The sequence below is a fragment of the Gilvimarinus japonicus genome (assembly GCF_042847215.1).
Lineage (GTDB): Bacteria > Pseudomonadota > Gammaproteobacteria > Pseudomonadales > Cellvibrionaceae > Gilvimarinus > Gilvimarinus japonicus.
Genome location: NZ_AP031500.1, coordinates 2,224,493 through 2,247,333 on the forward strand (window position 1 = coordinate 2,224,493; position 22,841 = coordinate 2,247,333).

The following is a 22,841-nucleotide window of genomic DNA, read 5'->3' on the forward strand; positions in this document are numbered from 1 at the left end:
CCCTACCCATCAATGCGCGAGCGCACGGTATTTATCGCGGTGGTTAATGTGTTGTTTATCGCTAGGCACCCTCGTGCTCGGACAAAAGCGCTTGTAAGGCGTCTTCGTCGAGTATTTTAACGCCGAGTGCTTCGGCTTTGCTGAGCTTAGACCCGGCGCCGGGGCCGGCAACAATAAAACTCGTTTTTTTCGAAACGCTGCCGGCAACTTTGGCCCCCAGAGCACGCAGCTTATCGCCAGCTTCATCGCGGCTCATACTCTCGAGCGATCCGGTGATAACCACAGTTTGCTGGGCCAAAGGCTGTGGTTTGTCGGTGTTGGCCGCCACCTCTTGCTCAGGCCAATTAACACCCAGCTCGCGCAAGCGGTTAATAATATCGGTGTTTTCATGCTCGACAAAAAAGTCGCGGATAAAATGCGCGACCACTGGGCCAACATCGTCGACTGTTTGCAGCGTCTGCTCATCGGCCGCGGCTAGCGCATCTAACTGACCAAAGTGGCTTGCTAAGTTGCGCGCGGTAGCTTCACCGACCTCACGAATCCCCAGGGCGTAAATAAAACGCTCTAGACTGGTTTTTTTACTGGCCGCTAACGCCGCCAGTAAATTGTCAGCCGATTTTTCACCCATTCGCTCTAGCCCCGACAATTGCTCGCGGCTCAGCGTAAATAGATCCGCAACGGTACTAATAAGCGATTTATCCACCAACTGCTCTACCAGCTTATCGCCCAAGCCATCGACATCCATGGCCTTGCGCGAGGCGAAGTGGCGAATCGCCTCTTTGCGCTGTGCCGGGCAAATCAAACCACCCTCGCAGCGAATAGCCGCTTCGCCCGGCACCTCGGCCGCCGACGAGCCACATATAGGGCACTGTGAGGGAAACACAATCTCGGCCGCATCGGGCGGGCGACGCTCTTGCACCACCGCGACAACCTGAGGAATAACATCCCCCGCCCTGCGCACAATCACGGTATCACCAATGCGCACATCAAGGCGCGCAATCTCGTCACGATTGTGCAACGTCGCGTTAGATACGGTTACCCCGCCGACAAATACCGGCGCCAAGCGGGCCACAGGGGTAATTGAGCCGGTGCGCCCCACCTGAAACTCTACCGCGTCCAAGGTGGTCATTTCTTCTTGCGCCGGAAACTTATAGGCAATTGCCCAGCGCGGTGCCCGCGAGACAAACCCGAGCTCTTCTTGCCGCTCGATATCATTTACCTTAAAAACCACACCGTCGATATCGTACGCCAAGCGTTCGCGTTTTTCGCCCAGTGCTTGATGATATTCAATGCACTGGGCAATTGAGCTGGCCGTTTGCAACTGATCGTTGGGGGAAAAACCCCAGCGCTTTAAACGATAGAGAATATCGGTATGCTTTTCTGGAAGCGCCTGCCCCTCGTGAATGCCGACACCATAGGCGCACAACTGCAGTGGCCTTTTGGCGGTAATTCGTGAGTCCAGTTGCCGCAAGCTACCGGCGGCGGCATTGCGCGGGTTTACAAAAACTTTTTCACCGGCGACTCGTGCGGCCTCGTTAAGGGCGGCAAAACCTGCCTTGGGCATAAAAATTTCGCCGCGCACTTCTAAGCGCTGCGGAAAATCATGGCCATACAACTTAAGTGGCACGGTTTTAATGGTGCGCACATTGGCGGTAATGTCTTCACCATTTAAGCCATCGCCACGGGTTAGGGCCCGCACCAACAAACCGTCTTCATACAGTAAACTAATCGCGATGCCATCGAGCTTTGGCTCGCAGGCATACTCGATATCGCTCTGCAGGCCGAGGCGATCTTTTAAACGCTTATCAAAGGCGATTAAATCGGCATCGGCAAAACTGTTGTCGAGTGACAACATAGGTTTTTCGTGAGCGACGGTATTAAAAGAGGCGAGCGGCTCACCCCCTACCCGCTGGGTTGGCGAGTCGGGCGTGATTAAACTCGGATGCTCGTCTTCAATCGATTTGAGCCGATTAAACAAACGGTCGTACTCGGCGTCCGGTACGGTCGGATCGTCAAGCACGTAATACTGGTAATTAAACCGGTTGATCTCGTCACGCAACCGGTTAATTTCGGTGGTTACCGAATCAGATTTTTGCTGGGCCAAAGTTAACTCTACCTGATCAAACGGTTGCCGAATATCGCTTTCGGGTTAGCTGGTTGCGCGGGACAGACGTTTGCGTTCGTACTCGGCAATACGCTGGCGGCAATGCTCCATGGTCTGGCGGGTCATCACGCTGCGGTTTTCATCTTTTAGCTCGCCACCTAAGTTGTCGGCCAGTGCCTGAGCAACCTCGCGCATAATATCAAACGATTTTAAACTATCAGGGCGCATCGGAAGCGTCATAAACAAACTGACTCCCGGGGTATGAAAGCTGGCCATATTTTCTAAATCAAACACGCCGGGTTTAACCATATTGGCCAAGCTAAACAGCACCGGGCCCTCACCGGTTTCGTGAGCGTGGCGGTGAAAAATATTCATGTCGCCAAAGCGCATACCGCACTGCAACAAAACATCCAGCAGTGCATTTCCCGCAAACTGGTGTCCTTCGGGTGCCATCACATTGATAATAACCACTTCATCAGGTTGCTCTGGCGGCGCTTCGGGCTCGCCGCGATCTTGTACACGGGGCTCGTCATAGGGCTGATCTACTTCGGGCTCATCGGCTTCGTCAAAGGCGCTAAAACTTGGCTCAACGCGTCCGTCATCACCGCCTAGGCTTTCATCGGCAGTAAACTGTGGTTCGCTTGTCTGTTCTGGCTTGTTTTGTTGCGCTGAGTTCTGCTCTACCGACTCCATAAGCATCGGTACAGACTCATCTAAATTAAGCGTAACTTGTTGCGGGATACGACTTTTGCTTTGGCCCTGATGCGAGTCGTCGGATTCAAACTCGTCGTTCATGCCGCGCGAGGCAACACGAGCACCGCCGTTGGGAAGCTCGCTGGTAAAAGGTTCATCAAACGGCTCTGCACTACTGTCAAAACGCTTTGCGCGTTTCGACACGCGGATCGCGTCGCGACGCGAGGCGCGCATGCGGCGCCAGCCATCCAGTAAGATTCCGACAATTAATAAAACGACAATAATCGTTAACCACGTTTCCATATTTCTCTGTCCACGAGTTCTCTGTCTGGTTAATTCTTAGCCGAGGGGTATTTAGCCTCGGCGTTTAAATGGCGGCAAGCTCGGCGGCTTCATCGACATCCACAGTTACCAAGCGCGACACACCGGGCTCGTGCATGGTGACACCGAGCAGCTGATGAGCCATTTCCATGGCGATCTTGTTGTGGGTGATGTAAATAAACTGCACCTGAGCTGACATCTCTTCCACCATGCGCGCGTAACGGCCAACGTTGGCATCATCCAGTGGCGCATCAACCTCATCCAACATACAAAACGGTGCCGGATTAAGGCGGAAAATCGAGAAGACCAACGCAATCGCGGTCAGTGCTTTTTCACCACCACTAAGCAAGTGAATAGTACTGTTACGTTTACCCGGTGGCCGCGCCATAATAGCGATGCCGGTATCCAGCATGTCTTCCCCGGTGAGCTCTAAATAGGCGTGCCCACCACCAAACACTTTGGGGAACAACTCTTGTAAACCGCCGTTAACCTGATCGAACGTTTCTTTAAAGCGTGTGCGGGTTTCGCGATCGATTTTCTTGATAGCGTTTTCCAGAGTTTCGAGCGCTTCGTTTAAATCTTCGTTTTGCGCATCTAAATAATTTTTGCGCTCCGACTCGGTTTTGTACTCATCAATCGCGGCCAGGTTAATGGCCCCCAACCGACTAATACGGTTGGCCAATTGCTCTAGCTCGGACTCAAGCGGCGCGCGCTCGGCACCCTCTTCCAGGTTATCGAGCAACGTCTGTAAATCAAAGCTGTCTTCGGCGAGCTGCTCGGCCAAGCCCTTGCGCTGAACCTCAAAGGTTTGCGCGGCTAAACGCTCTTGCTCTAAATGGCTGCGTACCGCCTGAACCTCTTGCTCGGCTTTGTTGCGCGATTGCTCGGCCTCACGCAAATCGTGCTCCACCGCCTCTAACGCCCGGCGAGACTCGCTTAGCTCCTCTTCGACGTTAATGCGTTTTGCCAGCGCCGACTCTAACTCCATCTTGTTTTCTTCCGCCGGGTCGCGGTTTTCGCTCATGGACTCGGCCAGTTGCTCACGTCGCTCTGTTAGCGTCTCAGTCTGCTCGCGCAGGCGGGCGAGGTTGAGTTTAATACTGTCAATTTGGGTATTAAGTGACGCCGCGCGCATTTGCAGTTCGTGGGCTTTGTCTTTGTCGTGCCGCGCTTTCTGCCGCGCCCCGTCAAGCCTGCCGCGAATTTCGTCGCGCCGCGCCAACAGCGATTCGCGCTCATCGGTGTCTTGCTCCATGGCGCCAATGGCATCGCTTAAAATAACCCGCGCCTCGGCGAGCTGCTCAGCCTCTTGCTCCATTTGCTCTCGGGCTTCACGCACCTCTGACTCAAGACGGCTTTTGCGCATACCCAACTGCTCGAGCTGCACTTGTTTGGCACTGATGCTGGAGCGCAATTCACTGTGACGCGCGTTGTGGCTGTCCAGCTCGCGGCGCACACTCTCGCGGTCGCTCTCGACGATTTTTAATTGATCGCGATTTTCGGCCGAGTCTTGGGCCAGCTGTTCAACGGCGGTTTCCGCCTCGACAATCGCCGCATCCAGCTCTTCGATCTCTTGCCGGCGGGCAATCACACCGGCACTCGCATCGGTATCACGCGCGACTTTTAGCCAGTGTTGACTGAGCCATACGCCATCACGAGTCACCACTGACTCGCCGGCCTTTAAAGATTCGCGCATAGCCAGCGCTGCGGTTAAATCATCGGCGACGTAAATACCGCTCAGCAAACCGGCGACATCCCAGCTGGCAGAGACATGACTGGCTAAGGCCGTATGGTTTGCGCTGCTCGCGGCCGCTGTCGCCTTGCGATCCAGCAACACCAGCTCGCCTTGTGCCAGCTCGGCAATAAACTCGGCGGTACCGTCGATACCATCGACACACACCGCTTGCAGAGTATTGCCCAACACAGTCTCAAGGGCTTTATCCCAACCGTCGGTGACGCTGACGTCCTCGGCTAAGCGCGGTGCATCGCTTAAGCCGCGAGCCTCTAACCAGCCGGTAACGGCTTTGTTTTTTTCGCCCAAAGCGGCTTGTTGCAGCGCGTCGAGTGACGCGTGTCGGCCCCGCATACTTTGCAGCTGGCTGCGCTTGCTGTCGAGCTCTTCGCTAAAACGTTGGCCGTCAGTGCGCAATTGCTCAAGCTGGTCGGCGTAGCTCTCTACTCGCTCGCGCTGCTCGTCCATCAGCATTTCAAGCTCGGCCAACTGCTCGCGCAGCTGCTCGATCTCACTGTCATCGACGCTGGTGTCACCCAGGCCACGCTTTTCCTCGTTGAGCTTTTCTACCCGGCTTAACAAGCGCTGCTGCACTTGCTCTAAGTGTTGAATTCGTGACTGCTGAACCTCGGCCCGCTGGCGCGGCTCGGCCGCGCGCAGGTTAAAGTCGTCCCACTCACCCTGCCAGGCCTGCATTTGCTCCTCGGCCTCGGCCAGCAAGTCCCCGGACGATTCCTCGGCGGCCTGTACCAGCTCCAGCTCTGGCTCAATTTCCAGTAACTCTTCCTGCCATTGTTCGGCTTTCTCGGTGTCGAGCCGCAAACGATCTTGTGCTTCGTTGCTCTCGCGCTCCGTGCGTTCGATGTCGGCTTGCAGTTGCCGGTTGCGCTCTTCAGCGTGTTTAATACTCTGCTCAACCCGGGCGATATCAGCGCCAATCGCGTAAAAACGGCCTTGAACCTCGTTAAACTTGTCACTGAACTCAGCGTGCTGGGTACGGCATTTTTCAATGGTAGTGTCTTTGTTGACCTGCTCGGTCACAAACGACTCCATGCGTAGCTCCAGCTCGCGAATCGCCTGTTGTTTACCACTGGCTTGTTGATCTAGCTCGCGGTACTTAATAGCTTGCACTTGTGCTTTAAGCTGACGCTCTTGCTTTTTAAACTCGGTGTATTTTTCGGCCGCTTGCGCCTGACGCTCCAGGCGCGACAGCTGGCGCTCTAGTTCATCCCGAATGTCGGTTAAGCGCTCGAGGTTCTCCGTGGTGCGACGCATGCGGTTTTCGGTGTCACGGCGACGCTCTTTGTACTTAGAAATACCGGCGGCTTCTTCGATGTACACCCGCAGCTCTTCGGGCTTGGCCTCAATTAAGCGCGAGATCATGCCCTGCTCGATGATGGCGTAGCTGCGCGGCCCTAAGCCGGTGCCTAAAAAGATGTCGGTAATATCGCGGCGGCGGCATTTAGCGCCATTGAGGTAGTAGTTGTTTTGTCCATCGCGGCTAACTTTACGCTTGATGGATATTTCGGTGAAGGCGGCGTACTCACCAGCTAAGGTGCCATCACTGTTGTCGAACACCAGCTCGATGGAGGCCTGACCAACAGGCTTACGGCCACCCGAACCGTTAAAAATAACGTCCGTCATCGACTCGCCACGCAGGTTTTTGGCGGATGATTCACCCATAACCCAGCGTACAGCATCGATAATGTTGGATTTTCCGCAGCCGTTGGGGCCCACGACCGCGCCGAGGTTGCTGGGAAAGTTGACGGTTGTTGGGTCGACGAAGGATTTAAACCCCGCCAATTTAATACATTTTAACCGCATAGGTCCTTGTCACTCGTTATCTTCGCACGGGGCGAGTATTGGAAGCTTTGCGACATTCAGAGATTGAGCTGACCCGTACACTGGCGCTCAGAACCCGCAGCGAGCCGAATTTTAACGGAGAATTCTACACATTTGCCCCTGCGTTTACACCTTTCGCGCAAGCAAAACCGTAATCTTTTTGGGCATTGGGCGAGCATTTTTAGCGCCACGCCAAAGCTCTGTGCAAACTTTAGGCAAATGGCGCAGTAATCACCCTGAGCGGCTTTCGCTACAGCTGAGTATCGATAGTAATCTCCAGAGGCTCCGGCAGCTCGTCAATCGCCAGCGGGCCACGCAACCCCTGGAGATCCCCAGGGGCGGCACTCACCTGCCCACTTTGGGACACTCGTGCCACTATCTCGATTTGGCCTTTGGCAAACAACCGGTCGGTGCTTGTCATGGCCATTGTTTCATCCAAGACAATAGTCATAGGAAACTGTGTTGCGGGCAGACGAGTAACCACTAGGGGCATTGGGCCCGCTTGATATTCTCGCGCATACAAAAACAGAGTGCCGCCCTTGGGTAGCTCCAGATCGGGCGCAAGAGAGACAGTCACCGGAATCGACCAGCTCGACTCGCTCGCAGGCTCTGCTTGCCCAGATTTTTTTACCCCTGCGACCGACTGACCATGTTGCTCGGCCTCTTTAAGCGCACGCGCGACCCCCGCCATCAGAGCTTGTCGCCCTGGGGCACCCTCGGGTGTTAGCTTGACGGCTGCGCCCCAATGGCGGGCCGCTTCGGCAAACTCCTGCTGTTCAAACGCAATAATGCCAGCAAGGCCTAAGGCCGTGGTATCTTTAGGGTCAACCTCTAAAGCGCGAGCCACTAAAAATTCAACCTCGTCATTTAGCAGGTTGCCATTATTTAAGAATATCGCCTGGGCAAGTGCCGAGGCATTACCCGCATCGGCCGGAGCGCTTTGATAGACTTCGCGAAAGCCCCGTTCAGCGGCATCAAAATCGCCAATTTGGCTGCCATAGCGGCCTAGCAAATACCAGTATTGAGTGTTTTCTGGGTGGTTAACCAGGCGCGCTTCTATCGCTTCTAGTAGTTCGCGGGTACGCTCGGGATCGGGCGCTTGGCCGGCTTGCATCAACGCCATATTGTCGCGCTCAAGCTCTTGCTGCATTTGCGAGAAGAGCACGTCGCCACTAGAGCCGCGACTAAGGTACATCCAGACACTCGCCATCACCAGCAGCAGCAAACTCACCACCAGAATACTGCCCCCACGGCGATTAAGCGGCCGCTCGGAGTCAACCCCCTGATCAGCCAAAAAATTGCGCTGCAGCTCAGCGGTCAGGCGATCGTACTGCGCTTGGTCGATGCGCCCTAGCCGCAACTCACTCTCCAGCTCCGCTACGTGCTCGCGGTACAGGGCTAAATTCTCATCCGTGCGTTGATCACCCGCCTGAACCGCCTCGCCACTCGCACCCGCCAGGCGCCTTGCCCGCCAGGCGGGCCAAATAAATACCACAACAACAAACAACACCGCTGCCGCTGCAGCCAACATAAACTCACTCATGGGGCTGCTCCTGAGGCTTGCCTGTCGCTGATGATTTTAGTAGCTGATCGAGCTTCGCTTGCTCGCGCGAATCCAGCGGCTGCTCGAGCTGTTCAGCGCGGCGCTTACGCACCAGCAAAATAATGGCAACAATGGCAATAATCAGCAGTACTATGGGCGCCGCCCACAGCACTAACGTCGCCCCAGTCAGTGGCGGCCGGTAGAGGATATAGTCACCGTAACGAGCAACCATGTTGTCCGTAATTTCTTTGTCACTGCGCCCATCCTGGATTTGCTCGTAAATGTCGCGACGTAAATCTTGCGCAATCATCGAATCGGAACCAGCAAGGTTTTGACTCTGGCATGTGGGGCAGCGCATCTCGTTAATGAAGGCGTTGAAGCGGGACTCATCGACCTCACTATCAAACTGGTATATGGCCTCTGCGGAACACACGGAAGCAAAAAATATCAGTAAAGGAATCAACAGTTTGTGCATCTTTAATGACCTTATTCGTGTTTAAGCGAGTATACCGACCCACCGCATTGTATGCGAGTATACAGCCGTGTATCGGGCCCGCTTTTTAAGCGCATAAAAAAAGTGTAACAATTCAAAAAAAGTGGTTGACGTCAGCGCGCGAATCATTAGAATACGCACCTTCTGAACGCGGGTGGTTAGCTCAGCTGGGAGAGCATCGCCCTTACAAGGCGAGGGTCACAGGTTCGATCCCTGTACCACCCACCACTTAACAGTTTGTACCGGGTTAAGTTTTGCGGACCGGTAGTTCAGTTGGTTAGAATGCCGGCCTGTCACGCCGGAGGTCGCGGGTTCGAGTCCCGTCCGGTCCGCCACTATTTAAAAAGGCTCCACATTATGTGGGGCCTTTTTTTATGTCTGCTAAATATGTCCATGTTCGCCGGACGGGACGATGAAGCCGCGAAGCGGTGTTCGACCAATTCGCCGGGAGCGAATTGGCACAGCGCGAAGGCGCTGCCCGTAGGGTGGACGCCTGGACGGCGGCCATGTTTCCCGTCCGGTCCGCCACTATTTAAAAAAGGCTCCACATTATGTGGGGCCTTTTTTATGTCTATTCAAAACTTCTGATAATACTGAGCTTGATCTCTTACCCCAAATAGGCCTCCACTCGACTCAGTCGCAGGGGTCAAAAGCGGCACCTCTTAGCCGTATTACCTGTATACCTCACGACCCAACATCTCTTACAGGCCTTTTCCACAAGCCTTTACCGTCAACGATGCCCCCTCCGGTGACGCAAAGCATGACTAATCAGGCAATAAAACCAGCACCCGAAGAAAGTCACAAGTAAAACAATCAAAGAGTTGTAAAAAAGAGCATAAGTCACAAGAAGTGACATACCAGCTGCCGTCATTTGATCGTAGGGGCTACTTTCAGAAAAAACAAACATCCAGAGCATCAAGATAAAACACAGGTAGCTTATGATGTAGTGCAGCAAAAAAGCGCCCCAAAGAGCTTTTTTAACATTGCCTCCAGGCCTAATAAAGTAAGCCCCCAGAAAACCTATCGTAGTAGGAAGAAATGAAAGAGCTAGCGATATGGTCACCTCGCCGGCAACCATATCAGTAGGCTTGCTCTCACAATAAACACCTATCATTAGTGTGAGCGGGATTAACGCAAAGTAGAAGACTTTTATAAGCTTGTAAATTCGTTCCTTATTGACGCTCATATAAAATAAAGTTTCCTAGCCGAAGCTAACCACTTTAAGCGCAACGCTTTAAAACGCGTGTTACTCGAAAGCCATAATCAATAACTCAAAACATCCAACCCAAGAAGCATAACTTACAAATTTGATACACCGAGCCGTGACAGCCGGTTCTGTTACATTTTACGAAAAACACGACACTCTTACGTCACAGTACCAGCAAGCCCGATTAATTTTTGCTGAGCGATTGATATAACGGTTTAAGCGTTTCTTGCCAAACTCGCTCATCAACAACACCAATATGGCGGTACCGTACAACCCCTTCACGGTCGATAACATAGGTTTCCGGCGCGCCGGTCACACCTAAGTCCAAACCTAACCGACCTTCGTTATCGAACAAACTATACTCGTAAGGGTTGTGCAAATCTTTCAGCCACTTTTGCGCGGGCGCTCTTTCATCTTTGTAGTTAATACCAATAATCTTGACGCCCTCTTGCTCGGCCAGGCGCACAAGGTATGGGTGCTCGGCCTTACAGGCAAAACACCAAGTCGCCCAAACATTAAGCAGTAAAACCTCACCCCGTAGCTGCTTAGCCGTTACGGTGCGGCTTTCATCTTCCAAAGTGGTCAGCTCAAAGTCGGGCACTGGGTTACCGATGAGCGCTGAAGGCATAGCGCTCGGATCAAGTGACAAACCAACGTAAAACAACGGCAGCAAAATAAGCAGAACGATTAACGGAACAAATAATTTAAACCGGCCCATTAAGCCCCCTCCCCCACGGCACTTGGTGCCGCACTGGCTTTGTGTATCGTGGCGCGTTTGCGATAACGCTTATCGACAATCGCCATAACGCCACCGGCGGCCATCATTAGCGCCGCCAACCAAATCCAGCGTACAAACGCTTTGTAGTGCACGCGCATTGCCCAACTGTCGGCATCAATATTATCGCCCATGGCGACATACACATCGCGAGTAAAGCCCGGGTCAATCGCCACCTCGGTCATCATCTGACCACTGGCAAGGTAGCGGCGTTTTTGTGGTTTTAAAGTGCGTAATAGGTGGCCATCCTTTTTCATGCTCACGGTCGCCTGGTCGGCTACGTAGTTGGGGCCCCGCACTTTATCTAGCTGCTCCAACGTAAATTGATAGCCCGCCACTTCGACCGGCTTGCCTACGTCCATCCGCAGTTTTTGCTCATCGCTGTAATGGCTGGTAAAACAAACCCCAAGCACGGCCAACGCGATACCTAAGTGCGCGACCACCATGCCATAGTAACTAAGGCTAAGCTGCTGCAACCCTTTAGCCCGGCCATTTTTATTGGCACTTTTTAACCACACATCTTTTAGCGTGGTTAATGCAACCCAACTGCCCAACCATGTCGCCAAAACCATGCTAAGGGCAAAGTCGCCCAGCAACCACGGAACAATAAGCGCTAGCACCACCGACAGCGCCAGTGGCGCAGTTACAGTACGGCGAACCGCACTAGCCTCGGTGCGCTTCCAGCGACTCGCCGGAGCAATGCCCATCAATAGACAGATGATGACCATAAAAGGTAAAAACGTTACATTAAAATAAGGTGCGCCTACCGAATATTTACCCAGCTTGAGCGCATCGGCCACTAACGGAAACAACGTGCCAAACAACACCGTAACCATACTAATCACAAGCAATGCATTATTGGCCAACAGCAATGTTTCACGGGACAAAAATTTAAAGCCGGGGGCACTTTTAACCACCGGCGCGCGCAACGCAAAAAGCAACAGTGAACCACCAACCACAACGGCCAAAAAGACTAATATAAATAGGCCGCGCTCTGGATCGTTGGCAAACGCATGCACAGAGGTAAGCACCCCGGAGCGAACCAGAAATGTCCCCAGCAAACTTAATGAGAAGGCAAAAATAGCCAGCAAAATGGTCCAGCTTTTAAACAACCCACGTTTTTCGGTGACGGCCAGCGAGTGAATAAGTGCCGTGCCCACCAACCAAGGCATAAAGGACGCATTTTCCACCGGATCCCAAAACCACCAGCCGCCCCAGCCAAGCTCGTAATAAGCCCACCAACTTCCCAGCGCGATACCAATCGTTAAAAAGGCCCAGGCTGTCGTTGCCCAGGGACGCGACCAACGGGCCCAGGCACTATCGAGCTTACCGGTCAGCAATGCGGCAATAGCGAAAGCAAATACCGTACTAAAGCCGACGTAACCCATGTATAGCAGCGGCGGGTGAAAAATTAACCCCGGGTCTTGCAACAGCGGATTTAAGTCTGCGCCGTCCAGTGCCGCCAGAGGTAAAACACGGTCAAATGGGTTAGAGGTAAACAAGATGAACATCAAAAAGCCGGTGGCAATAAACCCCATCACCGCGAGCACTCGCGATTGCAGATCGATCGGCAACGCCTTGCTGAAAATAGTAATGGCGAACGTCCAGCCCGACAGCATCAAAATCCATAGCAGCAGCGAACCTTCGTGACCACCCCATACCGCGCTGATTTTGTAGTAAACCGGCATTAAGCTGTTGGAGTGATTGACCACATAAGCGACCGAAAAGTCATCGTGAACAAAAGCCCACGTTAAGCAGCCAAAAGCGATAGCGATTAATACAAACTGCCCCGTCGCTAACGAGCGTGCCGATAGCATAAGCGGCAAAGAGCGAATTTGCGCCCCCAATAGAGGCAAGACAAACAAAGCGGCGCTGATCAACAGCGCCAAGATCAATACAAAGTGGCCAAACTCAGGAACCATAAGACATTTCCTCGCAAGTCGCCTCATGCTTTTCGCCGTTATTCATGGCCTCGGCAACCTCCGGTGGCATGTAGTTTTCATCGTGTTTTGCGAGCACCTGATCGGCATAGAATATATCGTCGTCGCGCCACAGACCGTTGACCACTGCGGCCTCACCCTCGGCAAATAAGTCGGGCAAAATACCGTCATAATTAACCTTTAAGGCGCCGTTGGGGTCGACCAACGTAAACTCTACGTGCAGCGAGTCGTCACTGCGCACAACCGTACCCGGGCTTACACAGCCTCCCGCGCGCAAGCGCACATCGCGTGGCACCTCATCGGCACTAAACGCTTTAGGCGGGTAAAACAAATTAATGTTTTGTCGCAGTGCGTACACCAGCAAACCCACGGCAATACTGGATAAAACGACTATGGCGATAACGATGATTAAACGCTGTTTTCTAGCTGGATGCATAAAAGTGTCCGGTTATGGGCCGCTGGAGCGCGCGTGCTGATGTCGCTCTTGTTGCATTTTTTGCATCGCTTGCTGGCGTTGAATACGCACCAACTGTGAGCGAGCGGTAATAATGGGGTATACCAGCAGTACGGTCAGAATAACCAGCGCAATAGCTGCGCACGACCATACGTAAATGCCGTGACCACCCATTTGTAAAAAATCGGTTAACGACGAAAATCTGAACTCAATCATAGCGCGTCCTCGGCTGGGCGGCCCTTGCCTCGCGCGAGCCGGGCTTGAGCCAGCTGCACGACCCAAGTAGTGCGAGCTTCGCGCACCAGAATTTCGCGGCGAGTGTATAAAATAAGCGCCAAGGTATAAAAGCAGTAATACGCCAAAATACACAGAAGCAACGGATAAAGCATGCTCGCATGAATAGAAGAGCCGCCGGTAAGCTTGATGCTGGCGGGCTGATGTAAGCTGTACCACCAATCGACGGACTTATAAATAATGGGCACGTTGATTGTGCCTACCAACGCCAGAATGGCACAGGCTTTATCGGCCGCATCACGGCTGGGGTACACCTCGGCCAGTACAACGATGCCGGCGTACAAAAACAGTAATACCAGCATAAAAATATTGCGTGCGTCCCACTCCCAGAATGTCCCCCAAGTCGGGTGCCCCCAGAGCGAACCGGTAGCGAGCGTTAAAATTGTGAGCGCCGCACCAATAGGTGCGGCAGACTTCATCACCATAAAGGGCAGCTTCATTTTCCAAATCAGCCCGACCGCCCCAGCGATGGCCATAATATAGTAACCAGCCAACGCCAGTGCCGCGGCCGGCATATGGATAAAGATGATGCGGTAACTATCGCCCTGCTTGCTGTCGATTGGAGCAAATCCAAGCCCCCAACCAATACCCAGTAGCATCAGTAAAATTGTCAGAGGCGCAAACCAAACCAACCAACGACTGGTTTTTTCATAAAACCAGCGGGGTGAACCGAGTCGATGAAACCATTGCCAAGCCAAGTGTCTACCTCATTATTATCAGTGGTTGGATGATATTCGTAGCGCTCCGGCTGCCGCCAAAGGCATAACCAATAGTGCTAGCGCCAGTGCCGCCCCTAACAAAGCAAGCCCTTGGGTGGCGCCAAACCCGGCAACGGCCGAGCTGACAGTGTTGGCGCCGATAATCAGTACCGGTAAATACAGCGGCATAATAATAAGCGTTAACACCAGTGCGCTACTGCGCAAGCACACCGTAAGGGCTGCGCCCATGGCGCCGATTAAGCTCATAATAGCGGTACCGATTGTTAACGATAACACAAGTGGCCAGTAGCCCCCAGAAGGCAGTGACAACATGACACCTAAAACCGGGGCAATGAGCGCAAGGGGCAGCCCCGTCGTCAGCCAGTGGACAATAACCTTGGCCAGCACCGTAAGATATAACGGCTGCGGAGACAAGATAAATTGGGTTAAGCTGCCATCGTCGTAATCCTGCCGAAATAAGGTATCAAGCGACAAGAGCGTTGCCAGTAACGCCATGATCCAAATCATACCCGGCGCAATGGTGGCTAACAGCTTATCGGACGGATCAACCCCTAGGGGCAACAACGTAATACTGATAAGAAAAAACACCAGCGGGCTCGCGATATCGCTGCGGTTGCGCCACAGGGAGGTAAGGTCGCGGCGTATCACGGCTTTAAAACCCGCACCTATTTGATAACGGTTATCCGTATTAGGCATCGGCAAACTCCTGTGGGGTTTGATAAGCCGACAAGTCTAGCGTTGAAAATTCCGCCATCGCCAAAGGTTGGTGAGAGGTAAACAAAACCACCCCGCCCTTGGCCGCGTGGCGAGCCATAGCCGCTTCAAGTTTTTGTACACCAGCCTTATCAATCGCCGTAAAGGGCTCATCTAATATCCACAATGTGGCACGGCTTAGATATAACTGCGCCAATAACACCCGACGCTTTTGTCCCGCCGAGAGTGCGTAGCTGGGGGAGTCTTCAAAGCCCGCCAAATCGACCTCGGCAAGCGCCTCGGCGATAGCAGCCTCAGTGGCGGGGGTATTAAGGGCGCCGAGCCATAAAAGGTTCTCGCGAACACTCAACTGAGGCTTAACCGGCACCTGATGCCCGAGGTAGAGTAACTCTTGGTAAAATGCCTGCCGCTGACGGTTGGCGGGTTGCCCGCGCCACAGCACCGTACCGCTGGAGGCCGGTAGCAGCCCCGCTAACGTATGCAGCAAGGTCGTTTTACCAGCACCGTTAAACCCGACAATTTGCAGCAAGGTACCGCGATTGCAGGTATAGTGAACACCACTGAATAACGTGCGGCCATCGCGCTCGCAGCTTAGATTTTCCAGTGTCAGTAGCGGTTCACTCACGTTTTTATCCAATGTCCGAGTAAGACAACCAGTGGCAACTGGTGCTCAAACTTTTGCGCCAGCCGCCGATACCGCTCTTAGAGCACCTGGCTTTTAGCGTTAGTTTTAGAAAGTCGCGCCGATTATATAGGCGTTAACCACAAATGTTTACCCAAAGGCATTGAATAGTCGACGAGTCGCCCCTAATTTGCCACGGAATCCCCCTATGCCAGTGGATATATCGAGCCTTTACACTTCTGCCGGTAGCCTACAGCGCCCCACGGCCGCCGGCACCGCCTCTAGCACTAGCATACCGCTTGCACCGGGTGAGCAAGCGCAGGCACAAGTACTAAAAAGTACCCCGCTCAATGCCGGGCTGGCAAAACTATTACAGGGCGCGACCAACAACCCCGGCAGCAGCTCTAATCCGCCAGCCAGCGCCGCCACGAGTGGGCCCGACACCGCTGAGAGCGCCCGCAGCGCGCTACTTGATAGCTACCGCAGCGCGCTGGCCCGCAACGAGATGCACTTGGCGGCACTGCTAATTAAAGGCAAAAGCGTCACCACCGTCATCGACAAGCCCCTGGTGAAAGGCCAAGTAATCGATGTGCTACTGACGCCAGAGCGCAAACTGACCGCATTAACCGCCAAGTTTGATATTCCCAGCGTGGCCGAGAGCGTATCACCCAAAACGAGCGCGCTACTTGCCGCGCTAAAACCGGTACTGCGAGAGCTTCTGCCACGCCAAGGGCAACAGGACTTGCTGTCACAATTGCGCCGCCTACCCGACGTATCCAGCAGTGTGACGCAAATTGGCGGCGACAAAAGCCTGACAAAGTTGCTGGGGCAAATTGATCGGTTGGCACTAAACCTCGATGCACCGCCCTCGGGCAAAGCCGTGCGCGACGCCCTAGAGCATAGCGGCACTCTGCTAGAGCCCAGGCTCGCCCGAGCCACGCAAACAAGCTCGCCAGATGCCGCCGTCAAAGAGGTATTAGCTCGCGATTTAAAAGCGGCGCTACTGCAGTATTTAGCGCCGTTAAAGCCGGCGCCAGGAAGTGCAGCCAAACCTCAAACAAATGCCGCCGCGCCGCCGGTGCCCACGGGGGCTCAGGCAGCGAGCGGTGAACTGGCGCTACCCTCACTGATGCAAATGCTAAGCAGCCACAGCCAGGCCAGCGGTGGCGAATCACTGCGCATGCTGCAAACCCAGCTAGTGCTGCTGATGCATCAGCTGAGCCTCAACACCTTAGCCCGGGTGCGTCTAAATCAGTTGCAGCCCGAGGCAAAGTCGAGCCGCAGCGCTGATGCTAGCGCGGCCCCGCTGCAATTGACGTTTGATATACCCGTCAGACTCGACGGCCACTTGTACCCGGCCCATATAGAAATTGAAGAACAAACGGATGAAGCCGAAGACTCCTCTGAGGCAGACAGCGAGACAAACAAGCTGTGGCAAGTCAATTTAACCCTCGACCCGCCGGGCATCGGTGAGTTTTTTGCGCGCCTACGGTTGCGCGGTGAGCAGCTAAGTTTAGCGTTTTGGTCCGAACAGCCGCAGGCATTAAACAAAGCGCAAGAGGCGTTTAGCGGCATCCGTAGTGCATTAGAGGCTCACGATATCGAAGTGCGAGATGTGCAATTCCATCGGGGCGTACCGCCACACAAAGGCAATCAACTTAGCTATCATTTAGTCGACGTAAAAACCTAACGCCGAGTCCGACAGGAGCAAACCATGAGCGATGAGTTTACCGAAGCCGAACTGCAAAAAGCGGTAGCGCTTTATTACGATGGCACAAGTGCACCTGTAATTAGCGCAACTGGCACTGGTGAAATCGCTCAGCAAATTATCGATATCGCCGAACAAAACGATGTGCCACTGTGCGATAACGCCACGCTAGTGGATTTTTTGGTGACGTTAGAGCTTGGCGACGCCATTCCCGAAAAACTGTATTTAGCCATCGCTCACATTATTGCGTTTGCCTACGATTTGCGCGGCTTAACCCCTGACGACACAGTACAGAAGCCCTCGGTTTAGAGTATTGCTAGTCATACGAATCCGGCGCCCACGTAAGAGCAGAAGCTTCGCACTCGAACCGGTATTCATTGCGCACTGACGTTACCAACTCAAGATTCCAAACACCCTTATAAGTGATCAAATTTAGACCGGCGTTGTAACTCACTTCTAGGCCGCCCTGCCGACCGCCAATTCTGATACTCTAGGGAACCAAAGTTCAAGGAGTTAGGGATGCCCGAAGATCCTCTAAAAGCACTGTCTGATCAAGCCAGCGAAGCGCATACAAAAATTCAGCAGGCGCACCAACAAATCAACCCAGTGGTGGCGATACGCCGTGGGTTACGCGATAGCGGTATTCCGGCAGATGTTATGACCATCGATTGCCTGCGCACTCGCCGACGCATCATGCTGGTTTTGCATGATAAAGAGTTGGGCACACTCCTCTACCAGTTTCTAAGTCTCGACGAAAACCCAGGGGATGACTTCCAACGCAAAAGCTTATCTGAAGTCAATACCGACACACTGTTTAGCTGGATGCAGAGCTACTTCTCTGACGAGACTCAAAATAAGCAAAGCGGTACTCGACCGTAAGCCATTTATGTCGCAAGCCGCAAAGTGCTGCGCTCTACATAAATCGTTAGGGAACCGGCATACATCAAAGCCAAGTTGTCCCCTGCCCACTCATCAATCGGAACAAGACATACACGTCGTGGCAGCTAAGGTGATCATCCGGCCGAACTTGCTCAGCGTTGCGAAGCCTGCATTTAAAATAGGAAGGTCGTAATCCAAAGGCTTTTAAGCGGTACCTTTAAGGTCTTTAAACATCGCAATAGTGGTGGCACGGGACTCTTTTAAATCCACCATTGGTGCAGGATAGTTGTCGACACAGCCATCGGGGTTGTGAATTTTTTTACCGGTTACGTTTTTCAACTCGGGAACAAAGCGGCGAATAAACGCGCCGTCGGCGTCAAAGCGCTCGGATTGCGACTGCGGGTTCATAATCCGAAAATAAGGCGCAGCATCGGTGCCGGTCGAGGCGCTCCACTGCCAACCACCATTATTAGCGCAGAAGTCGGCATCAATTAATTGCTCCATAAAATACCGCTCGCCCATACGCCAATCGATTCGCAAGTTTTTTGTCAAAAACATAGCACTGACCATACGCAGACGATTGTGCATCCAACCGGTTTGGTTAAGCTGTCGCATCGCAGCGTCGACAATTGGAATACCCGTCTGACCTTGGCACCAGCGTTGAAAATCGTCTTTATTATAGCTCCAGGCAAAGCCTTCGGTGTAAACCTGCATCGGGCGGTGACGACTAAGCGCCGGAAACGCCGCAATAATATGCATATAAAAATCGCGCCAAATCAACTCGCCAACCCAGCAGGCGACATCCTCATCATCGCCCCAAAACCCGCCGACGGTATCGCGGGCAGCGACAAAACATTGCTTAGGCGATAACACCCCGATAGCCAGATAGGGCGATAGCCGAGAGGTGCCCTCAGTGGCGGGATAATCTCGGTCGTGCTGATAGCCGGCAACACGATCACGGCAAAAGTCTGTTAGCGCAGCTTTGGCCGCGCGCTCGCCCACCGACCAAAGTGCCTGCATGGGCGCCGTCACTGACTGCTTTAGGTAAGGCGCAAAGGCATCGTCCAGCAAGGCTCTGTCAGAGCCTTTTGCCAGAGGGCTGTCACTCGCGGCGGCAATCGCATTCATATCGCTTTGATAGATCTTGAAGGTAACGCCTTTAACCTGAGAGCGCCAGGCGCGGCTAAAAGGCGTGTAAACTTTGTAAGGCGTATCTTGCTGGGTGGTTAACATCCCCGGCGGCACCAGCGCGCGGTCGTGATAACGCTTGCAGTTGATGTTTTCAGCCTCAAGTGTCGCCACCACAGCTTTGTCACGGCGCAGCTCATTTAACGGGTATTCGGCATTAAACACTAATTTGCCAACCCCCTGCTCCGCACAAAGCTCGTGAATAGCGGCCGGCACATCGCTGGCGTTTTTAACCGTAAGAACTTTAAAAGCCCTGCCCGCACGCGCAAACGCTTGCTGCAGTAATTTAAGATGCTCGTAAATAAACCATAGCTGGCGCGGGTTGATCGGGTGTTCATCGATAAACTGCTGACACAATATATAGCAACCCAGCATATCACCCTCGCACGCCTTTAGGCCGTGATAAAGGGCTGGATTATCGCTAAGGCGGAGGTCGCTGCGGAACCACATCAATGTATTCATAACGATCAATTACGCAAATTCAAACTGAATGGATCACGGATTACTCTTCATTGGTGTTGCGTAACCCCATCGCTGCGGGGTGTGGTGACCAGAAGGTTTGCTGCTGCAAGTAGGGATCATCTACTTTACGTAAATGATGTTTTAGCAAGGTAAGCGGCACCACCAGTGGCACCATACCAACTCGGTAATGCTCTATTAGCTCTCCGATCTCGGCTTTTTCATCCGCGGTGGTTGAGCTTTTTAAATAACCTCGCAAATGCATCAGTGCATTAGTGTTACCTTTACGGGTTACTTTGTGGCTGAGCGCGGCCATAAACAGCGCAATAAAACGCTGACAAATATCTTCAATGGGCGCCGCTTTTAAATTGGCCAACACCGGACCAATTTTGCGGTAAGACTCCAAGTCATGGGCCATGACCTGATATTTATATCGGGAGTAAAAATCCAATAGCCGTTTAGCGCTTGGCTCGCTCTCTACGTTGGTGCGCCAATCGTGATACGCGTAAACCCGGGTAATAAAGTTTTCTCTTAAGCGCGCATCGTTTAGCCTGCCGGCCTCTTCGACCGGCAACAATGGGAACTGCTGCGTAATCACCGCAGCGAACGCACCACGGCCATCGTTGTCCACGAGCTGGCCATCATTGTTATAACGCTTAACCGAGAAAACCCCACAACTGGGGGATTTTTGCATAAAAATATAGCCGCATAGGGGCTCTATTTGCGGCACGACCTGTTTTGCATAGTCAGCCAGCGGCGCCGTAACATCTAATGACGCATCGCGGGTGCCGCGCACTTGCGTGTTTGCGCCATCTGCGACTAGCCTAACCGGTTGACGTGGTGTGCCAAGGCCAATGGCCATCTCGGGACAAAGGCTCAAAAACTCAAAGTACTCACTCAGATGATCGGTCACGTAGCGTGACCGTTTGTGCCCGCCATCAAAGCGAACACGCTCACCTAACAAACACTGACTGACGCCGACAGGGATTTTTGATTTCATGGGCAATATACGCACCGGTGTCGCAGCTAGATCACGAACACCGATGCATTATTGGCACATCAATAAGAAGGAAGGTGCATGGTGGCAAACAGCTCGTCCAGCTCTGCACGGGAGTGACAACTGTAGGCCTGATCAATAACATCTCGCGTCAGGTGCGGCGCAAACTGCTGAATAAAATCATACATAAAGCCACGAATAAAGGTTCCGCGCCGAAAACCAATTTTTGTCACACTAGAGGCGAATAAGTGATCGGCATCCAGTGCCACTAAATCACTGTCATCTGACTCTTCAAAAGCCATTTTGGCAATAATACCGATACCCAACCCGAGGCGTACATAGGTTTTAATCACGTCGGCATCGGCGGCCGTAAACACCACTTTGGGGGCAAGACCTTTACTGATAAAGGCTTCATCCAGCTTGGAGCGACCGGTAAAACCAAAGACATAGGTCACAATGGGGTGTTTGGCGACCTCTTCCAGTGTTAACTCCGACAGCTGCGCCAAAGGGTGATCGCGGGGCACTACGATACAGCGATTCCAGCGATAGCACGGCATCATCACCAAGTCACTAAACAACTCCAATGCCTCGGTGGCAATGGCAAAATCGACTGTGCCGTCGGCGGCCATTTCAGAGATTTGCATCGGCGTGCCCTGATGCATATGCAGCGACACATCGGGGTACTGGCCGATAAATTCCTCAATCACATGGGGCAATGCATAACGCGCTTGCGTGTGGGTTGTGGCAATCGACAAACTGCCTTTGCGCTCATTGCTAAACTCTTGCGCGACCTGCTTAATACTCTCAACTTTACGCAGTATCTCGCCGGCCGTTTTTAAAATCGCCTCACCCGCTGGCGTGATACGCGTCAGATGTTTACCGCTACGGGAGAAAATCTCGACCCCTAGCTCATCTTCTAACAAGCGTATTTGCTTGCTGATACCCGGTTGAGAGGTGTACAGGCTCTGCGCCGTCGCGGATACATTGAGATCGTGGTGCGCGACTTCCCAAATGTACCGGAGCTGTTGCAGCTTCATAAGCCCTCCAAATGGCCGATCTATATGATGTTATAAAAATATAGTTGATTATTCACGTCAAGAATAGCTGATTTTCCTAAGAGCGCCAAAAAACACACAAAAACCGCCGCTAAACGCCGATGTTTGCGCACTCTAAGGCTTGCCAGATTGGCTAAACTCTGGGGAATTCGCGATTCCATGGGGAACATGGCCGGTGGCCACGTGCTCGCTGGCCGAGTCGATATGGGCCAATTGATCATCAAAAAATACATCCGCGCCGTACGCTTTAAGAAACTCACCTTTCGCTAAACCGCCCAAAAACAACGATTCATCGATGCGGATGTTCCACGCGCGCAATGTGCGAATCACCCGCTCATGTGCGGGTGCCGAGCGAGCAGTCACTAACGCTGTGCGAATTGGACAATCGTCAGAATCGGCAAATTCCGCCTGCAGCTTGTGCAGCGCATCGAGGAACGCTTTAAAGGGGCCCCCAGTGAGCGGGGTTTTGGCGGCGGCTTTCTCGCTTTTGGTAAAAGCGCTTAAACCCTGGCGCTTAAAGATTTGTTCGGCCTCATCTGAAAACAACACCGCATCGCCGTCAAAGGCAAAGCGCAATTCGTTGTTGTTTTCCGAGCGATGTTTGGGCGCCATCAAGGTTGCCGCGGCAATACCGTGGGATAGCGCACTGCGCACGTCCTCGGCCTCGGTGGATAAAAATAGGTGGCAGCCAAACGCCGAGGCATAACGATACGGGCTTAAGCCACTGCAAAACGCCGCGCGGGTAATATTCAACTGGTAGTGCTCGATCGAGTTAAACACCCGCAACCCGGTATCGCCGCTATTGCGCGAGAGCAAAATAACCTCGACTTTGGGGTCGCCGGGTAGGTTTTCATTGAGGCGCAATAATTTTTGCACCATCGGGAAGGCATCACCTGGCTCCAGCAACTCATCTTCGTGCTCAATTTGATACTGTGCGTACGCTTCCAACCCCTTATTAACAAACACCTGATGGCTCGCATCGAGGTTAAACAGCGCTCGAGATGAGATCGCGATAACCAGCTTGTTGCTCAATCCACTTGCCATGTTTCTCTCTCTACCGGTTTGCTGCTCATAAGCGATCTGTGGGATTGTGGCGCCGCCT

20 protein-coding genes and 2 tRNA genes are annotated in these 22,841 nt (G+C 53.1%); 5 read left to right on the forward strand and 17 right to left on the reverse strand.

Annotated features, from left to right (window positions below):
• Nucleotides 1-61 precede the first annotated feature (61 nt).
• The 5 genes from ligA to ACGHAD_RS09545 form a co-directional block, all read right to left on the reverse strand.
• Nucleotides 62-2,104 carry an NAD-dependent DNA ligase LigA gene (ligA, locus tag ACGHAD_RS09525; RefSeq protein WP_382415417.1) on the reverse strand — a complete coding sequence of 681 codons (2,043 nt, stop codon included), beginning with the start codon at nt 2,102-2,104 and terminating at the stop codon, nt 62-64.
• A gap of 45 nt (nt 2,105-2,149) precedes the next feature.
• Entirely contained in the window at nt 2,150-3,100 is a 951-nt protein-coding gene (gene zipA / locus ACGHAD_RS09530) for a cell division protein ZipA (protein ID WP_382415415.1), read from the reverse strand.
• Between the two features lie 64 nt (nt 3,101-3,164).
• The gene (smc, locus tag ACGHAD_RS09535) at nt 3,165-6,674 is read right to left on the reverse strand and encodes a chromosome segregation protein SMC (RefSeq protein ID WP_382415412.1); all 3,510 of its coding nucleotides are present in this window, start codon (nt 6,672-6,674) and stop codon (nt 3,165-3,167) included.
• Between the two features lie 268 nt (nt 6,675-6,942).
• Complete coding sequence (ccmI, locus tag ACGHAD_RS09540) at nt 6,943-8,235, reverse strand: c-type cytochrome biogenesis protein CcmI (protein WP_382415410.1); 1,293 nt, start codon at nt 8,233-8,235, stop codon at nt 6,943-6,945.
• Entirely contained in the window at nt 8,228-8,710 is a 483-nt protein-coding gene (locus ACGHAD_RS09545) for a cytochrome c-type biogenesis protein CcmH (RefSeq protein WP_382415408.1), read from the reverse strand. The genes ccmI and ACGHAD_RS09545 overlap by 8 nt, the downstream gene beginning before the upstream one ends.
• A 170-nt stretch (nt 8,711-8,880) precedes the next feature.
• Here ACGHAD_RS09545 and ACGHAD_RS09550 point away from each other — a divergent pair.
• Nucleotides 8,881-8,956 (forward strand) — tRNA-Val (locus ACGHAD_RS09550).
• 30 nt (nt 8,957-8,986) lie between these two features.
• Nucleotides 8,987-9,063, forward strand: a tRNA-Asp gene (locus ACGHAD_RS09555).
• Between the two features lie 395 nt (nt 9,064-9,458).
• Here the strand turns inward: ACGHAD_RS09555 and ACGHAD_RS09560 are convergent.
• The 8 genes from ACGHAD_RS09560 to ccmA all read right to left on the reverse strand — a co-directional run bounded on the left by ACGHAD_RS09560 (nt 9,459) and on the right by ccmA (nt 15,456).
• Nucleotides 9,459-9,914, reverse strand: a complete 456-nt coding sequence (locus ACGHAD_RS09560) for a hypothetical protein (RefSeq protein WP_382415406.1) — start codon at nt 9,912-9,914, stop codon at nt 9,459-9,461.
• A gap of 205 nt (nt 9,915-10,119) precedes the next feature.
• Complete coding sequence (locus tag ACGHAD_RS09565; protein ID WP_339615085.1) at nt 10,120-10,653, reverse strand: DsbE family thiol:disulfide interchange protein; 534 nt, start codon at nt 10,651-10,653, stop codon at nt 10,120-10,122.
• Nucleotides 10,653-12,632 carry a heme lyase CcmF/NrfE family subunit gene (locus ACGHAD_RS09570; RefSeq protein WP_382415404.1) on the reverse strand — a complete coding sequence of 660 codons (1,980 nt, stop codon included), beginning with the start codon at nt 12,630-12,632 and terminating at the stop codon, nt 10,653-10,655. The genes ACGHAD_RS09565 and ACGHAD_RS09570 overlap by 1 nt, the downstream gene beginning before the upstream one ends.
• Nucleotides 12,622-13,086 carry a cytochrome c maturation protein CcmE gene (gene ccmE, locus ACGHAD_RS09575; RefSeq protein WP_339615083.1) on the reverse strand — a complete coding sequence of 155 codons (465 nt, stop codon included), beginning with the start codon at nt 13,084-13,086 and terminating at the stop codon, nt 12,622-12,624. The genes ACGHAD_RS09570 and ccmE overlap by 11 nt, the downstream gene beginning before the upstream one ends.
• Before the next feature lie 12 nt (nt 13,087-13,098).
• Nucleotides 13,099-13,320, reverse strand: a complete 222-nt coding sequence (ccmD, locus tag ACGHAD_RS09580) for a heme exporter protein CcmD (protein WP_382415402.1) — start codon at nt 13,318-13,320, stop codon at nt 13,099-13,101.
• Nucleotides 13,317-14,096: a heme ABC transporter permease CcmC gene (gene ccmC / locus ACGHAD_RS09585; RefSeq protein ID WP_382415400.1), complete on the reverse strand. Its 780-nt coding sequence runs from the start codon at nt 14,094-14,096 to the stop codon at nt 13,317-13,319. The genes ccmD and ccmC overlap by 4 nt, the downstream gene beginning before the upstream one ends.
• A gap of 18 nt (nt 14,097-14,114) precedes the next feature.
• Entirely contained in the window at nt 14,115-14,813 is a 699-nt protein-coding gene (ccmB, locus tag ACGHAD_RS09590; protein ID WP_339615080.1) for a heme exporter protein CcmB, read from the reverse strand.
• Nucleotides 14,806-15,456, reverse strand: a complete 651-nt coding sequence (gene ccmA / locus ACGHAD_RS09595) for a cytochrome c biogenesis heme-transporting ATPase CcmA (RefSeq protein WP_382415397.1) — start codon at nt 15,454-15,456, stop codon at nt 14,806-14,808. The genes ccmB and ccmA overlap by 8 nt, the downstream gene beginning before the upstream one ends.
• A gap of 205 nt (nt 15,457-15,661) precedes the next feature.
• On the opposite strand from ccmA, the gene ACGHAD_RS09600 reads away from it, so the two are divergent.
• From ACGHAD_RS09600 to ACGHAD_RS09610, 3 genes are all read left to right on the forward strand, one after another.
• The gene (locus tag ACGHAD_RS09600) at nt 15,662-17,143 is read left to right on the forward strand and encodes a flagellar hook-length control protein FliK (protein ID WP_382415395.1); all 1,482 of its coding nucleotides are present in this window, start codon (nt 15,662-15,664) and stop codon (nt 17,141-17,143) included.
• Nucleotides 17,144-17,167: 24 nt separating this feature from the next.
• Complete coding sequence (locus tag ACGHAD_RS09605) at nt 17,168-17,470, forward strand: EscU/YscU/HrcU family type III secretion system export apparatus switch protein (protein WP_339615077.1); 303 nt, start codon at nt 17,168-17,170, stop codon at nt 17,468-17,470.
• A 210-nt stretch (nt 17,471-17,680) separates the two neighbouring features.
• Nucleotides 17,681-18,040, forward strand: coding sequence for a hypothetical protein (locus ACGHAD_RS09610; RefSeq protein ID WP_382415393.1), 360 nt, complete (start codon nt 17,681-17,683; stop codon nt 18,038-18,040).
• A 204-nt stretch (nt 18,041-18,244) separates the two neighbouring features.
• On the opposite strand, the gene phrB is transcribed toward ACGHAD_RS09610, so the two are convergent.
• The 4 genes from phrB to ACGHAD_RS09630 form a co-directional block, all read right to left on the reverse strand.
• Entirely contained in the window at nt 18,245-19,690 is a 1,446-nt protein-coding gene (gene phrB, locus ACGHAD_RS09615; protein WP_382415391.1) for a deoxyribodipyrimidine photo-lyase, read from the reverse strand.
• Nucleotides 19,691-19,730: 40 nt separating this feature from the next.
• Nucleotides 19,731-20,687 carry a YbgA family protein gene (locus ACGHAD_RS09620; protein WP_382415389.1) on the reverse strand — a complete coding sequence of 319 codons (957 nt, stop codon included), beginning with the start codon at nt 20,685-20,687 and terminating at the stop codon, nt 19,731-19,733.
• Nucleotides 20,688-20,746: 59 nt separating this feature from the next.
• Nucleotides 20,747-21,721, reverse strand: a complete 975-nt coding sequence (cysB, locus tag ACGHAD_RS09625; protein WP_339615073.1) for an HTH-type transcriptional regulator CysB — start codon at nt 21,719-21,721, stop codon at nt 20,747-20,749.
• Nucleotides 21,722-21,853: 132 nt separating this feature from the next.
• Entirely contained in the window at nt 21,854-22,783 is a 930-nt protein-coding gene (locus ACGHAD_RS09630; RefSeq protein ID WP_339615072.1) for a 5'-nucleotidase, read from the reverse strand.
• Between the last annotated feature and the right edge of the window lie 58 nt (nt 22,784-22,841).